General features: G+C 32.0%; 15 protein-coding genes. 2 read left to right on the top strand and 13 right to left on the bottom strand.

Going from position 1 to position 15,120, the window contains the following annotated elements; translation table 11 throughout:
* Positions 1 to 21: 21 nt before the first annotated feature.
* The 8 genes from lysS to D1869_RS07480 form a co-directional block, all read right to left on the bottom strand.
* Positions 22 to 1,404: a homocitrate synthase gene (gene lysS / locus D1869_RS07515; RefSeq protein WP_010979323.1), complete on the bottom strand. Its 1,383-nt coding sequence runs from the start codon at positions 1,402 to 1,404 to the stop codon at positions 22 to 24.
* Between the two features lie 66 nt (positions 1,405 to 1,470).
* A complete protein-coding gene (locus D1869_RS07510; protein WP_052846949.1) occupies positions 1,471 to 1,746 on the bottom strand; it encodes a hypothetical protein in 276 nt (91 codons plus the stop codon).
* A 5-nt stretch (positions 1,747 to 1,751) separates the two neighbouring features.
* Positions 1,752 to 2,432 carry a UMP kinase gene (pyrH, locus tag D1869_RS07505; RefSeq protein WP_010979322.1) on the bottom strand — a complete coding sequence of 227 codons (681 nt, stop codon included), beginning with the start codon at positions 2,430 to 2,432 and terminating at the stop codon, positions 1,752 to 1,754.
* A 32-nt stretch (positions 2,433 to 2,464) separates the two neighbouring features.
* Positions 2,465 to 2,641: a chromatin protein Cren7 gene (locus D1869_RS07500; protein WP_052846948.1), complete on the bottom strand. Its 177-nt coding sequence runs from the start codon at positions 2,639 to 2,641 to the stop codon at positions 2,465 to 2,467.
* A gap of 109 nt (positions 2,642 to 2,750) precedes the next feature.
* Entirely contained in the window at positions 2,751 to 3,548 is a 798-nt protein-coding gene (locus tag D1869_RS07495) for an SDR family oxidoreductase (RefSeq protein ID WP_156014571.1), read from the bottom strand.
* An 8-nt stretch (positions 3,549 to 3,556) separates the two neighbouring features.
* Positions 3,557 to 4,624 carry a pseudouridylate synthase gene (locus tag D1869_RS07490; protein ID WP_231113780.1) on the bottom strand — a complete coding sequence of 356 codons (1,068 nt, stop codon included), beginning with the start codon at positions 4,622 to 4,624 and terminating at the stop codon, positions 3,557 to 3,559.
* Positions 4,602 to 5,939, bottom strand: coding sequence for a signal recognition particle protein Srp54 (locus D1869_RS07485; RefSeq protein ID WP_156014569.1), 1,338 nt, complete (start codon positions 5,937 to 5,939; stop codon positions 4,602 to 4,604). The genes D1869_RS07490 and D1869_RS07485 overlap by 23 nt, the downstream gene beginning before the upstream one ends.
* A gap of 1 nt (position 5,940) precedes the next feature.
* Positions 5,941 to 6,336: a translation initiation factor IF-5A gene (locus D1869_RS07480; RefSeq protein ID WP_010979318.1), complete on the bottom strand. Its 396-nt coding sequence runs from the start codon at positions 6,334 to 6,336 to the stop codon at positions 5,941 to 5,943.
* A 135-nt stretch (positions 6,337 to 6,471) separates the two neighbouring features.
* On the opposite strand from D1869_RS07480, the gene D1869_RS15140 reads away from it, so the two are divergent.
* A complete protein-coding gene (locus D1869_RS15140) occupies positions 6,472 to 6,618 on the top strand; it encodes a hypothetical protein (RefSeq protein WP_168065283.1) in 147 nt (48 codons plus the stop codon).
* 47 nt (positions 6,619 to 6,665) lie between these two features.
* On the opposite strand, the gene D1869_RS07475 is transcribed toward D1869_RS15140, so the two are convergent.
* The 5 genes from D1869_RS07475 to D1869_RS07455 form a co-directional block, all read right to left on the bottom strand.
* Entirely contained in the window at positions 6,666 to 7,829 is a 1,164-nt protein-coding gene (locus D1869_RS07475; RefSeq protein WP_156014568.1) for a DNA topoisomerase IV subunit A, read from the bottom strand.
* Positions 7,826 to 9,424, bottom strand: coding sequence for a DNA topoisomerase VI subunit B (locus D1869_RS07470; RefSeq protein ID WP_156014567.1), 1,599 nt, complete (start codon positions 9,422 to 9,424; stop codon positions 7,826 to 7,828). Before D1869_RS07470 ends, D1869_RS07475 begins: the two co-directional genes overlap by 4 nt.
* 30 nt (positions 9,425 to 9,454) lie before the next feature.
* On the bottom strand, positions 9,455 to 10,390 hold the full coding sequence (locus D1869_RS07465; protein ID WP_156014566.1) for a deoxyhypusine synthase: 936 nt from the start codon (positions 10,388 to 10,390) through the stop codon (positions 9,455 to 9,457).
* A complete protein-coding gene (locus D1869_RS07460; protein ID WP_156014565.1) occupies positions 10,387 to 11,838 on the bottom strand; it encodes an RtcB family protein in 1,452 nt (483 codons plus the stop codon). Before D1869_RS07460 ends, D1869_RS07465 begins: the two co-directional genes overlap by 4 nt.
* Positions 11,839 to 11,932: 94 nt before the next feature.
* Complete coding sequence (locus D1869_RS07455) at positions 11,933 to 12,172, bottom strand: hypothetical protein (protein WP_156014564.1); 240 nt, start codon at positions 12,170 to 12,172, stop codon at positions 11,933 to 11,935.
* A gap of 72 nt (positions 12,173 to 12,244) precedes the next feature.
* Here D1869_RS07455 and D1869_RS07450 point away from each other — a divergent pair, with 72 nt between their 5' ends.
* Complete coding sequence (locus D1869_RS07450; RefSeq protein ID WP_156014563.1) at positions 12,245 to 15,034, top strand: DEAD/DEAH box helicase; 2,790 nt, start codon at positions 12,245 to 12,247, stop codon at positions 15,032 to 15,034.
* Positions 15,035 to 15,120: the final 86 nt, after the last annotated feature.

Here is a 15,120-nt window from a genome sequence, read left to right as displayed (position 1 = left end):
ATACTTAGCTATTGTAAAAGTTTACATCTTTTTAAGAACTAATGATGTTAAAGTAGAACTTACACCCTTTACAGCTCTGATATTTTCAATAATTTGATTAAGTTCATTAGGATCTTTTGCCTCAACTTTAACGAGAATATCATAATCTCCAGAGATTTCCATGACTTCTTTTACTCCTGGAATAACAGATAATCTTCTAGTTACTGCTGTAGTATAAACATTTGACTCACATTTAACTGAAATTAAAGCTTCAATATTTTCTGGCGGTTTAGGTTTTAATACTCTGCCAGTAACTGACTCAGCTATTTCTAATAAGTCTACATCTCTATAGAATCTAACATTTGGATTGGATTTTATTTTAGCTAGTACTTGATCTAGTTCTACATCACTTAATTTAACGCCCAATTTTTCAAACCTATCTTTTAGTGCGTGCTTACCAGTATATTTATCAATAACGTAGTCTCTACTTCTTCCAAAAGTCTCTGGTGGCATAAACTCGTAAGTTGATGGATCATTAAGAACTCCAGCCACATGGATACCAGCTTTATGAATAAATGCATAATCTCCGGTTATTGGGTAGTTTGGAGGCATCGGTATACCACTATATTTTTCGACTAGACTGGCTAATTGTTGTAATTTATTTAACTTTACAACTTCAATTCCAAAATGATATTTTATTGCTGCAGCAATTACTTGGAGAGGAACAATTCCTACTCTTTCTCCTAATCCATTTACTGTAGTATGAATTATAGTAGCTCCGCCTTCTATTGCAGCTAACGCATTAGCAACGGCTAAACCTAAATCATTATGAGCATGAATATCAAATTCTAAACCTGGTACTTCCCTTACTAAGGTACTAAATAATTCTCTTGTTTTTGTGGGATAAAGAATACCCACAGTATCAGCTATACTTACTCTGTCAGCACCTGCATCTCTTGCTGTTTTACACACTTTTATTAAATAATCTAAATCAGTTCTACTACCATCTTCTGCTGTAAATCTTACTTTAACACCATGGCTTTTTGCATAACTTATTGTTTCTGCTATTATATTAAGTGCCTCCTCTCTTGTAACATGATGTTTTGCTTTAAGGTGAATATCACTTACACCATAAAATATTGCTATTCTATCTACTTCTAATTCTGCTGCTACTTCGATATCTTTTTTTACAGCTCTACTATGCCCTACTATTTCTGATGTAATAAGTCCTTCTCTTTTAAGTTTCATAATCCTTTTTATTCCCTCATAAATATCCGAGGATACTGCAGGATGTCCTGCTTCTATCATCTGAACACCAACATCTGATAATGCTTTTGCTATTTCGACTCTTTGATCTATTGTGAATACAACTCCGGGTGTTTGTTCTCCTTCTCTTAGGGTTGAGTCAAGGATTCCTACTTTCATACTAGTAGTTTTACTTTTGGTAATTCCCTTATAAATAAAGCTATAAAGGAAAGTTCGAATAAAAAACTATTTCAGAGAGTTTATTATCAGTTGAATTACATTTTCTGCTCCTATTTTTGAAGTATATTTATTCAATATTTTAGATATTAAGTCAAATGTATCTTTATTCTGCTTTATAATATCAAAATAATTAGAATATACAAATATGACAGATGAGACAATATTATTTGTTTTTTCGTAGTCTTCTTCTATCTCAGTTAATATCTTTTCTACTATATTTATATTTACTTTACCTCTATGCTCCCTTAATAGCCTAAATTCCTCTTCATTTAATATAGACATTTTTATCACATCGGTTCAATTATACTACCAATATCTTTACCATGAATAATATCTAAAATTTTATTAAGCCTTTTATAATTCATCACAATTACTTTTATTTTTGATCTTTCTATAATTTTTATTGCTAATGGATCAAGCAACTCGTAAGTTCCTGCTTTGACTGATTGTGATGTTTCTAAAATTTTCTTTAATGTTTCTGTATTTAATTTAGAAAGTAATTTTGCATCTTTATTATACCTAGGATCTTTATCGTATACACCATCTACGTTTGTAGCTAAGATAAGATAATCAGCAGCTATGGCTTCACTAACTAGAGCAGCTACTGTAGCTGTGGATTGCCCAGGTTGAAAACCACCTGTAATAACTACTTTCTCACTTTCCCATTTTTCAATAAATTCCTCTAAATTTTCTGGTACTTTCATGTAACTTAAATCAGAGAGTATAAAGGTTAGCAAATAAGCATTTAACCTTGAGGCCCATATTCCTAATAAGTCTAAGTGGGCTTCATTTACCCCTAACTCTCTTCCTATTTTGATATATTTTCTAGCTGTAGAACCTCCACCACTTACTATTGCTAGTCTATGACCCTCATTAACAATATTTTTTATAGTATTTCTTAATGAAATAAAATTTTCAATATTCTCCTCATCAAAAAATTTACCACTTATCTTAAGAACTAACTTCATCTTTGAAAAATATTATGACTTTATTAAAAAGTTTAGACTGGATAATCATCTGGCAACTTATGCCTAAAATATTTCCCAGTTTCTGGGTCTTTGAATAATCCTATCTTTACACCTTTTCTCCCTTTAGGTGCTAATACCCAGACTTTTTCTGGTGCCAATTCCGCTTCTTTCCCACTAGGAGTCTTTACTTTTACCTTTTTCTCAGCCATACCTATCATTATAGTACTTGTTCAAACAATTTTATAAACATTTTGTCAAGTATTGTAAGGTGTAATACCATGAGTAACTTAAGCCAAAGTTAAAGGAGTCCTTTAATACTTATATTGCATCACTAGTACCTCCATCTATTTGTATTACGGAACCTGTTATATATGAAGCATAATCAGAAATTAGATATGCAATAAGCGAACCTAATTCTTTTTCAATATCACCAGTTCTTTTTAACGGAGATCTTTCTATTACTTCCTTTTTCCATAACTCTTCGAAATCTATCTTTTGTTTCTCTGCTAATTTTTTAAGACTTCTTTTTGCCCCTTCTGTCTCAAAACTTCCCATTAGTATTGTATTAACAGTAATGTTATAGCTTCCTAGTTCTTTAGAGAGAATCTTAGTTAATTGAACAATTGAAGATCTGGACACATCTGCTAAGACAAAAATTCTTTGAGGTTGTTTAATTGTCCATGAAGATAAATATAAAATCCTGCCCCATCTTTGCGACTTCATATAGGGCAAAACCAGTTTAGTAAGTTTTATTGCACTTAGTAAATAGAGTTTAACAGAATACTCCCAGTCCTCTATTGAAGTTTCATCAAAATAAGAAGGTTCAGAAGGAGGATTTCCAGAATTAAAAATGAGAACATCAATGCCTCCGATTTTTTCTAACATAAATTTAACTAAGGCTTCTAAGTTTGAATAATCGGTTAAATCTGATACGTAACCGTAAACTTCAGGGTTGTATTTTTTCAACTCTTCAACAGTAGATTTAACCTTATGTTCATTCCTAGAAGTAATAATAACTTTACATCCTTCTCGTGATAGGGTTCTTGCTAGACCTTTACCTATTCCTTCAGTGGATGCAGTTATTAAGACTCTTTTACCGTTTATATCGACATTCATCTCATTAATTATGAAAAATTCTTTTTAATATAAGTGTCGGCTACTAGTTTACTTTTGCCTACAGTAGATATTAAATCTATGGAAATAACCTGGTAATTTTTTATCTTCTCTCTTAGTTCTTTAAAATCTTTTGCCTCTATAAATATATCATAAATTTTATCATAAATTTTAATTCCCTCCTTAATTTCCTCATCTGAATAAACTGTTACTCTATATAGACGTCTAGTAGGCTTTATAGTAAAAATTGTTGATAGCTCTTTTCCCGCAATTTTTGATACTACAGTAATATGGAATCCTTGCAAGTTTACCTGTTTCTCAGTTATATTTTCTATTATAAGCGGATAGTCATCAATTATTCTGTACTCTGAAGCCTCGGAATAAGGAGCAACAACTTGCGTAGATAATAGACTCTCTAAAGATTCTCCTCCTTTAGAAACCCAACTAGATATAGGTATACCTCTACTAAGTCTATTATAAAATGCTAAGTACTTTTTAGACTTAGTAAATACTATTACAGTATCATATTCCATATCATAGACAAGTTCTACTTGAGGATTATCAAATTCTGGTATAAAACCCATATTAGCCAATTTTTTTCCTACGTCTCTTTTTATTTCATTTTTTATACTTTCATAATAAAATAATTGATTTTCCACCATAAATTTTTCTTCTCTATTCTTTAATTCGTCAGTGAGTTTAACACCTAATACAAAAGTCTTATTATTTCCTATCTTTTCTAATGCTTTCTTAAGGAAATTTTCTTTAAATTCATTTATTCTATTGTCACAAATGTAACAACTTCTATTTTGAAACTCGTCATTAAAATAATTCTTATATAAAGTAAGGCTTATTTCTCCCATATTATATAGAACTTCTTTTATTTGTGGTAAATCTTCTATTTTATGCTCTTTTATTGCCTTATCTATTTCCATTAATAATAATATCTTTATTGCCTTACCTCTTTCTTCATTACTATGACCTAAACTGAGCCTTGCAAAACATCTTCCTAGACAACTATCACAAAGAGGATACTTAGACAATAACTCTAGTGATTTACTTAGAATTTCTGTCTTCAAAAAGTTTTGCAAGACCTTTTCTCCTCTTAACCATTTTTAACAAATTATTAGTTACTTGATATTGCTTTAATAATTCCTTTACTTCCTCTGGCGAAGCACCAGAACCTTTTGCTATTCTTCTTATTCTAGATTTATCTATTATTGAAGGATTATCTAACTCTTTATATGTCATAGAGTTCATAATTACAAGAAATTTCTTAATCTTCTCTTCTCCTAATTTCAATTGTTCTTCTGGAATTTGAGAAAAAACTCCAAAGCCTGGTAACATTTGCAAAATCTTATTTAAAGGACCCATCTTTCTTAGAGCTATTAATTGCTTGTAAATATCTCTTAAGGTCAATTTGGCTTTTCCACTCATAACCTCTTCCATTTTCTTTTGAATCTGCTCATATTCTTCCATTCCCTTGATTTTTTCTATAATGCTCTCTATGTCTCCCATTCCTAAGATACGTGAAACAAATCTTCGCGGATTAAAGACTTCTAGCTCATCTAATTTTTCTCCAGTACCTATGAATTTTATAACAGCACCAGTAGCAGCTACAGCAGAAAGAGCTCCACCACCTTTAGCCGTTCCGTCCATTTTTGTTACTATAATTGACCCTATGGGACTTGCTTGATGAAATCTAGAAGCCAAATCATAGGCTTTTTGACCTATTGAAGCATCTATTACCAAGATTACTTCATCTGGTTTAATCTCACTATACATATTTTTCATTTCTTCTAAAAGTTTTACTTCCTCACCATATCCATGTCTACCAGCTGTATCAACAATAATAATATCGTATTTTTCAGATAGGAACTTCTCAACTCCTCTTTTTGCTATCCCAACGGCATCTGTATTATTTGGCTCTCCATATACTGGAACATTTATTTGTTTACCTATCTGGACCAATTGGTCATATGCTGCTGGTCTATATACATCAGCGGCAACCAATCCAACTTTATATCCTTTTTTCTTATAAAATAGAGCTAATTTACCTGCTGTTGTAGTTTTACCACTTCCTTGAACACCTACTAACATTATCACATAAGGAATCTTCTTAGGCGTGATTTCTGGGTTTATATCACCACCAAATAATTTAGATAATTCATCATATACAATAGAGATAAACCATTCTCTTCTCTCTATTGCTGTGGGTGGTTTTTCTTTTTCAAGTCTGTCTTTTATTTTTTGTGTTAAATTACTTACAAGTTTTACATTTACATCTGATTTAATTAAAGAAATTTGAAGTTCCTTTATAAAGTCATTTACTGCTTTATCATAATTAGAGGAACCTAAAAATTTTCTAACTGCATCTTTTAAATTATCTAACAATTTACTTTACCCTAACAATTTTCTTTCTACCCATAATTTCCCAATACTCTACCTCTGCTCCTGGCCTAATTTTATCAACTATATCTGCATCTGTTGGTTTTTCTATGTCAAATGTCTCATAATTTTCCATATCCATAATCGTAATTGTATCACCTTTATCAGCCAAAATTTGACCTATATGTTTTTCAATTATCGGAACTTCTACTTGTTGATCTACTGGTGCCATTAATGTTCTTTTTTGACCAGTGAAAAGACCTATCGCAACGATATTAGCTTTAGCGCTTCCATGTTTTCCAGTTTTGGCCTTACTTATCTCAACTACTCTACAAGGTTCACCATCAATAACTACATAATTACCTACCTTTAGATCACCTACAGTCGTGTATTGAATGCTCATTTATATTCCCAAAATAACCTAATTAAGGCAAAGCTATAAACTCTTTGCTCCGAGCTTTGGCCCTTCATCACAAATTCAGTATATCTAGCCTCTTCACAGCAAATCTTATTTAACTTCAGAAATATAAAAAGCATTATGCCATGGAAACTTAAATGCAGAAATTGCGGGACAGAATGGACTATCAATATAAGCTTTGATATAAGTAAGCAGCCAGCAATATATCAATACTGTAGAGTATGCAAAAGAAATACTTTTAATGATATCCTAGGATACTATGAATGATGAAGAGACCCCAATTTTTGAATGATGAAATAACCTGTCTCGGCGGATCACTCAACATAATCTTTTGATTTAATTTTCTCTGGAATGTATTGAAACGCTAAGAATTTTAATCCCTTACTCGCCATAGCTTCTATTTCTAACTTAGACTTTTTATTAAGAAAGATCTCTATTTCATGTTGCCATGCCTTAGTCTTAAACCATTGATAGTTCTTTATTTCAGTAGCTCTTTTTATATCAGCATCTTTGGCTTTTATAATATAGTTTCTTCTTTCTTGCTCTGATAGATACGGTTTTTTATTGCTATCGCCAAAAATATCAGTCATTGAGACTCCAAGGAACTTCGCATTAGGAGTAGCAAGTCTTTCACTTTCGTATGATAACGAAATAGATCCTATTCTAAAAACACTATAAATATACCATCCGTATGGATCTGCATCGGTTAAAATATAAACCGGTAATTTTAGTTCTTCATTCAGTCTTCTTACGAATCTTCTTGTAGCTCTATCTGGCTGTCCTGCACTTGTAACTAAAATGGCTTTATATTGTTTCCAGAATCCTGCCCTATGAAGCTGTTGAAATACAGCATCTTTCTCAACTACTAATACAAATTCAGCATTAATATCTACAAAATCTATTAAATCTGGGGTTGGCTCAATAGAATATGCACCATGACCCATTTTGCTTAAATCAATTATGTCGTTTCCACTTCTGATTCTCATATCACCGACAACTTTACCTTTCTCCTTACTTAGAATAAGCATATCTTCCCTAAGCAAGGACGTAAATACCTCAATATCCATTATTACACTATCTGACTCCTTTTGCTCATCCCATGTATTTTCTTCATAAGTTTTACCTCTAGGATCCTTTAATATAATAGAATGTTTACCTCTATAATATAGATCACGTATTGTTGGATATTCATCGTTAATAAGTGCATCGTATATTATACTAGCCATAAGTACTGTTTGCATAAATCTTTTAGACTCATTAAGATCGAAGAAACTTCTCTTTAATTTCTCTTCGCCTAAAAGAAGTAGCTTTCTCTTTTCATCATAAATAGTATTGCCAAGAGTTCTCTTTGGAATTTCCATAGTTGGAGGTTCAGAGTTATTTATTTGCTCAATTAATTTTACAAAAACTTGCCTAAGAGTGTCAGCTGCCTTCTTCCTAGCTTCTTTATCCACCTTAGAAGTTAATTCACTACTCATAACTCCTCTACTTTATAATTACGTATTTCCTCCTCTAATTTTTTATCGTTTACCTCAAGTTTATTCAACGCTATTTTAAGTAGTTTTTCTCTCAAATCTGAATATGCGTCTCCTATTTTCTGTTTATCTCCTCCTACTAAGAATAGAGCTAGCCCTCTACTAACTTCTGGGATATATTTTAGGTAAGTAATAAGACGTTTTTTTGCCTCTTCTTCTTTCCTTTTCTCTGTTATGTATTTCTTTAATTTTCTAGCTACATCCATTAGGGCAAGTTTTATTTCTTTCTCTATTTCTTCAACATCAGCAATACTTTCTTTACCAGCGCTCCTATAAGGAACTTTTGTACTGCACAAATGTACCATAACTACTAGCGGAGGTTGTTCTTCCTCTATTCCGTATCTTTTCCAGTCCATTTCTTCTGTAACAACTTTCCAAATAACATCTGATTTTTCATCATAAATTAATGGTATTTTATTAGCGTATCTTAATACTATTGGCTCTGGAGATGGCTGTATTGCCCCGCCATAAGCTATACCAGCCTCTACTATGAAAGGATGTCCTTGATACGCTTTAGGTTTTCTTGTAATAGCTTCTGCAAATTCTGGGTTAAATATACTTTTTAATCCTAATTTAATTAAATCTTCTCCTATAACTGAAAGGGCTTCTGCTGAAGGGGGTCTAAAATCATCAAACTTCTTCATTACCTCAACTAATCTGGAAATTTCTTCGTCAGTTAATTCGGTTGTCTTCTTATCTTTGGGAAGCTTAGCCATCTCTAATATTTTATCCGCTGTAACATCACCTATGCTTTGAAACTCGTTAATCAGAAAATCTCTAACTGGGACTGGCTTATCTTTCTTAACAATCATGAATTTTATTAGTTCAATATCCACACCGTAAGGGTGAGGCTTAACTTCTTTAGGAGGTTCTGGTATCTTATCTGTTAATCTCTTATAGTAAATTACATTATTATCTGGATCTTTGAAAAAGAATTCGGCATAAGGTGAAATAATGTACGTTTTCTTTACATATTCATAAATCTTTTGTTTTGCTCTTTGCCAGTCAGCATATAAATAAAGTGTAACGGAAGTACCATGCCAATTCTTCTCATTAACTACCGAAGTCCTTTGTAAAATTATAGGCTCATTTTTAACTACATCAATTTTTAATTTAAAGAAATAAATTCTTTTAGAATTTATAGGGGAAGTGACTACTTCTACTGGCCTTTCTTGATACATTTGACTATATAGAACTGCTGCTTTAACTCCGAGCCCATACATACCTCTTGTTTGCCTTAAAACATATTTAGAGCTATAAAGAACTTTACCAAAAGCATTAGGAACTATATGAGGAGGGATACCAATTCCATTATCTTCTACATTAACCTTGTATATTTGCTTCTGAGGATCTACTAACTCGATTATTATCTTAATTGAAGGTAAAATATTATGGACGTCAGTTGCGTCTAATGCATTTTCTACTAATTCTCTGACTGTTTGATATAAGGCTCTTGCAGGATTACTAAAACCAGCCAACTCTGGATTCCTTTTAAAGAATTCAGCAGGAGAAATACTAGTAAACTTCTCAGATGACATAAATCATCACAATACAAATATTTTATTCGCTTAACCTAATAAAGATGCTGACAAAATGGGCAAAATAATTGTAGCATCTCCATAGATGACAACATTTTCGCTTGTCGGTTTAATCTTATTCCATGATATAGCTTCTCTAGGTTTAGCACCACTAAGACTTCCATCATATTCTTGAGCTGTAGTTATGTATATCGCATAATCTAATCCGTCTTTAAATTGGTTCCACCAAATTGTATGATGCTTACTTATCCCTCCTCCTATTATAAGAGCACCGGACTTTTTACATGAAAATATTAGATCCTTTATAAGTTTCATGTCTTCAAAGAGATTTAACTTTAATTGAGTAAATTGTGAGTATATAAACAAGTTAGTTCCAAATGATCCATCAATAATACCAGGAACTATAATAGGAACTTTTTTCTCATAAGCGGCTTTTAGTATAGAGTTTTCATCACTTATTCTTTTACCAAATTCCCATAAAAGCTCATATACAGGCCATTCCTTCTTTATACTAACTATCTCATTTATATATTTTCTTACTACGTCTTCAATTACTTTACCATAACTTTCCATTGGTACCAGAATATTGCCTAGTCTATGAATTTCTAATTCTCTAAGCATAGAATCATCATATTCGAAAAGACCTTTATAGTACCTCCCGCCGAAACTTCTAGCTATATCATGATCAATAGTACCTCCTGTTGTAATTATTACATTAAAATATCCTTTCTTAATAAGATCAGCAAATAGACCTCTTAATCCCGTAGATACCAGATTTGCAGTAAAAGATAAGAATCGTAAATCGGCTTCTTTTATCATATCTTTTAGTATCTTTACTCCTCTAACTATTGATTCTGCGGTAAACCCATAAACTTTATCTAATATCTTATAAAAATCTGCATACTCCTTAAGCTCTTCTAATGTTAGATCTTTTATTTCCTCGACAAGTAATTCTTCTCTTTTCATCCTTTAGTAACACCTATTGGTCTTAATCTTACAACTAGTTTAGCTATTTTTACCTCATGAGCTACTTTAGCTACTCTATCTACATCTTTATAAGCTCCAGGAGCTTCTTCAGAAACTACTCTTCTAGTAGCAGCTCTTATAACTATTCCTTTTTGCTCCAGATTCTGTACAACTGAATTTACTGGATAATTACGTACAGCGGCCTCTCTTGACATCCATCTACCAGCACCATGAGGGGCAGTATACCATGTCCTTCTACCTTCTGGAATTCCAACCATAACATAACTTGCAGTACCCATACTACCGGGAATTAAAACTACTTGACCAATATTCCTATGATCTACTGGAATTTCTGGGCTACCAGGTGGAAAAGCTCTTGTAGCCCCTTTTCTATGAACCAAAACTTTCTTTCTCTTTCCATTAATATCATATTCTTCTATTTTAGCAATATTGTGAGCAACATCATATATTATGCTTAAATCTAATTTTTCTGGGTCTACATGAAAAACTTTTCCAAAGCTTTCTCTAACCCAATGTGAAATCATCTGCCTATTAGTCCAAGCAAAATTTGCTGCTGATGCCATCGCATGAATATAGTCTTGAGCTTCCCTTGTATTAAATGGAATTGCTGCTAATTCTCTATCTGGTACTGTTATATTATATTTCTTCATAGCTCTTTCCATAATTTGTAAATAATCACTAGCTACTTGATGACCTAATCCCCTAGAACCAGTATGAACCATTACAGTTACTTGTCCTTCATGGGTAATTCCTAACGCTTTAGCAACCTCTGGATCATATATTTTATCAACCACTTGAATCTCAAGAAAGTGATTTCCCGCGCCTAAAGTACCTAACTGAGTATGTCCTCTTTGCTTAGCTATAGGACTAACCTTTGAAGGATCAGCTAAATCCCAACTACCATGTTGTTCTATATGTTCCATATCTTTTTCCCAGCCATATCCGTTATCCACAGCCCATCTCACACCTTCAGCCAGTACATTATCTAACTGCTGGAAAGACAATTTTACTTTTCCTTCACTTCCTACTCCGCTAGGTACATTTCTATAAATCTCTTCAACAAGATCTCTAAGCTTATCTTTTACATCTTTATAATCCAAATTAGTTCTAAGAAGTCTAACTCCACAGTTAATATCATATCCTATACCTCCTGGACTCACAACCCCTTCTTCATCAATTGCTGTTGCAGCTATGCCCCCAATAGGAAATCCATAACCCTGATGCCCATCTGGTAAGACATAAACAGACTCTTGAACACCTTGCAAACATGCAACATTCATTGCTTGTTTCAAAGTAAGATCTTGTTTCATTTTTTCTATAAGTACATCATCTGCAAAGACTGTAACTGGTACCTTCATACACTCTTGCGTTCCTTTATCAATACGCCATTCATAAGTATTTACTCGTTTTATCGTAACTTGTGACATTCCAAATGAAAATATATAGTAATTTGTTAATAAATCTGTTTTGATGATGACAATAGCGGACGCTGAGAAATGATGTTCACTGGCTGAGCTCTGATTATATTACTTTTTTAGAAGCTTCTCTCTTCTTTTCTAATATATCATCGTATTTTCTTCTAACGTCTTTAGCTACTCCAGATATACAATCTGGATCTACTGAGAGAACAACTTCACGTAAGAACTTATATGCACAAGCCTTACTGTGAAAATAATAATCAGTACCTTTTATTGTTATTTTGACTCCTTGCCCCTGGGGAAACATTCTACCGCAAACTATACAAACGTATTTTTCAATCATGTTTTGAATCGTAGAGTTTAAATTTTTAAAAATAGCGGTATAATGTGCATTTAGTGATTGCGGTGATAGTTAGTGAATAATTTGCACGCTAAGTTGCTGACCCTTATAAAAGAAAAAGGATGGGACGAACTAACACCGGTACAAAAGCAAACATTATCTCCAATTTTGGAAGGATATAACACATTAGTTATTGCACCCACTGGTTATGGCAAAACAGAAGCTGCACTTTTACCGATATTTAATTTAATGCTTCATGAAAACATAAAACCAGTTGCCGTACTATATATAACACCATTAAAAGCTCTAATTAATGATATAACGTTAAGAATAGAATGGTGGGCAAACAAACTTGGGTTTATTGTCAGCAGAAAACACGGAGAGGTTCCACAAAAGGAAAAAAGTTACAGATTAAGAAAAGCTCCTCATATCTTAGTTACAACACCAGAAGGACTAGAAATTGATTTAGATTGGGCGACTAAATTTAGGGAATATTATAAAAATTTACGATGGGTTATAATAGATGAAGTTCATGAGTTAATAAATTCTAAAAGGGGAGCTCAACTATCTTTACTCCTTGAAAGACTAAAGAATTTTATTGGATATGATTTCCAGAGAATTGGATTATCTGCTACTATAAATAATGAAGAGATAGTTGCCAAACTTATATTTGGATCCTCTCAAAGAAGGCATCACATAATAAGAGTAAGTTCTTCAAAGTCTTTTGATGTAAAAATATCTAAAATTCCCTCTGAAAAAGATATATGGGAATCCGCTGCAAAAACTATTTTATCAAAAATTGAAAGACCTAGTTTATTATTTACAAATTCAAGGTTCACTACGGAAAGACTGTATGAAGAACTTGAAAAAATGAATGCAAACGATATTTATGTTCATCACTCTTCTATATCAAAAGAAGAGAAAATAAAAGTAGAAACAAGTTTAAGGGAAGGAAAAGCTAATCTCGTTATATGTACTAGGACTCTTGAACTTGGTATACACGTAGGAGATATTAAAAAGGTGTTCTTATATAGACCTCCACCCTCAGTAGCTTCATTCTTGCAAAGATTAGGTAGAAGTGGGCATGCAGTAAATAGTGTTTCTCGAGGAGAAATATTATGCTTATACGACTTTGACATATTAGAAAGTTTAGCACTTTACAAATTGGCTAAAAATGGGAAAATTGAAAGCCCCTATATATTCCCGTATCTCGATGTTGCATCAAGAGAAATAATTGGCTTAGCGTTACAGTATGATGAAATAAATGTAGATCAAGTATATGAAATTATAACATCATCTTATTATTATAGGAATCTTTCTAGGCAAAAATTTGATGAATTAATTAGGTACTTAGCCAAAAGAGAAGTGATTAAAATAGAAAATAATAGTATTAAATTAGGCAAAGCATTCTTCAAAATATGGCGATTTGAAAAAGATAATAAGATGAGTTGGGCTAAAGAATTTTCAGAGTTCTTCTCATTTATAAATACTGATGATACTTTCTCTATCCGTTTTGAAAATACGCCAGTAGGTGAAATAGATGCTATATATGTTTACAGACACTTAAGAAATAACGATATTATTAGAATAAGTGGAAAAATATGGAAAATAGTAAATATAGATTTTAATAAGCATTTAATTAATGTAGTTCCTGTAAATAATGGAGAAGGAGAAATACCTATTTGGAAAGGAGAAAACATATCTAAGTCTAATCTACTAACTTCTGAATTAGCTGATGTTATTAAAGACCTAGATAAAGAAAAGGAATTATTAGATAAAGAGGCTAAGTTATCAATAGAGAAATTTATTAATTATTATAAAGTCCATAATTTACCGCTACCTTCACAAAAAATTATCTATGTAGAAAAAGATGACGATGAAATAATATATTCTACGATTATTTCAGAAAAAATAGCTAATACAATATCGCATATGCTATTATATTTAGCTACAAAGAAATATAATCTGAATGTATCTGCGAGAGCATCAATTTATGGTTTTTCGATAAGAGGTATTAAAGAGGATTTATTTAAAGAGATATTGGCATTGGATTATAAAGATATTAAAAAATTAATAATTAAATCAATATTAAGATCTCCATTATTTTTTGCAATAGCTAAAGAAATTCAATATAGTTTCGGCAAATTAGGAAAACTTATTCCAAAAGAGGATAAAATTATTATAAGAGAAGCTCTCAAACAGACAGTATCTAGATACTTTAGTATAAAGGGAACGCTTAACTATATTAGTAAAATAAAAGAAGGAAAAGTTAGACTAATTGCCATAGAAGGATTAACACCATTAGGAAAAGCCGTTTTAACTCATACTCCAATAAGACCTTGGATTTCCGATTTACAGTTAAAAATCTACCAAGCATTAAAAGGAGGAGCTTACACATTAGAAGAGTTGGCTGAACTAGTTGGAGTTTCGAAAAAAACATTAGAGTTAAAGCTAAAGAAAATGAGAAAACCTTGCTCTAAATATAGAACGTTATCATTCATAGATATTGATAGTGGAGAAACGAGATGGTGCTTAGCTGAAGATATAAAAGATATAGTAGACTCAGGAGATTATTATAATTCCTTTAGTCCAATAAATCTTGATGAAACATACATTGCAGTAATGAGACCATTACAATCTGAAGGAACAACAGAAATAGTTTTCAGAGTTAAAGATTTAGTGGAAAATCCAAATTATTTCCTCAGAAAAATTCCTTTTAATGAAATTCTAGAACTTAGACTTAAAGATCCAAATGATGCATTAATATTCTCAATATCTCCTAAATATTATTACGTAAGCAAGACTACTGTCGGATTTTTAGTACTGAATGCTGTTAGTTATATTCAGAATAAGAAATTTGGATGATGAAGCCCTTAAATATGATCGGTGATAAAGGCCCGTGTTACTGATAGACAGATTTATTTTTCTTCCTTTATAATCCACTAACGATA

The sequence above is a fragment of the Sulfurisphaera ohwakuensis genome (assembly GCF_009729055.1).
GTDB classification, from domain to species: Archaea; Thermoproteota; Thermoprotei_A; order Sulfolobales; family Sulfolobaceae; genus Sulfurisphaera; species Sulfurisphaera ohwakuensis.
The sequence above is the reverse complement of the archived record's forward strand: the minus strand, read 5'-3'. Positions and strand labels throughout refer to the sequence as shown.

Coding starts and splice junctions, on each gene's coding strand:
- D1869_RS07465 (WP_156014566.1), bottom strand. CDS start 10,390: ATGAAAAGAGAAGAATTACTTGTCGAGGAAATAAAAGATCTAACATTA.
- D1869_RS07480 (WP_010979318.1), bottom strand. CDS start 6,336: ATGAGCATTCAATACACGACTGTAGGTGATCTAAAGGTAGGTAATTAT.
- D1869_RS07500 (WP_052846948.1), bottom strand. CDS start 2,641: ATGGCTGAGAAAAAGGTAAAAGTAAAGACTCCTAGTGGGAAAGAAGCG.
- D1869_RS07470 (WP_156014567.1), bottom strand. CDS start 9,424: ATGTCATCTGAGAAGTTTACTAGTATTTCTCCTGCTGAATTCTTTAAA.
- pyrH (WP_010979322.1), bottom strand. CDS start 2,432: ATGAAGTTAGTTCTTAAGATAAGTGGTAAATTTTTTGATGAGGAGAAT.
- D1869_RS07495 (WP_156014571.1), bottom strand. CDS start 3,548: ATGAATGTCGATATAAACGGTAAAAGAGTCTTAATAACTGCATCCACT.
- lysS (WP_010979323.1), bottom strand. CDS start 1,404: ATGAAAGTAGGAATCCTTGACTCAACCCTAAGAGAAGGAGAACAAACA.
- D1869_RS07455 (WP_156014564.1), bottom strand. CDS start 12,172: ATGATTGAAAAATACGTTTGTATAGTTTGCGGTAGAATGTTTCCCCAG.
- D1869_RS07460 (WP_156014565.1), bottom strand. CDS start 11,838: ATGTCACAAGTTACGATAAAACGAGTAAATACTTATGAATGGCGTATT.
- D1869_RS15140 (WP_168065283.1), top strand. CDS start 6,472: ATGCCATGGAAACTTAAATGCAGAAATTGCGGGACAGAATGGACTATC.
- D1869_RS07475 (WP_156014568.1), bottom strand. CDS start 7,829: ATGAGTAGTGAATTAACTTCTAAGGTGGATAAAGAAGCTAGGAAGAAG.
- D1869_RS07510 (WP_052846949.1), bottom strand. CDS start 1,746: ATGTCTATATTAAATGAAGAGGAATTTAGGCTATTAAGGGAGCATAGA.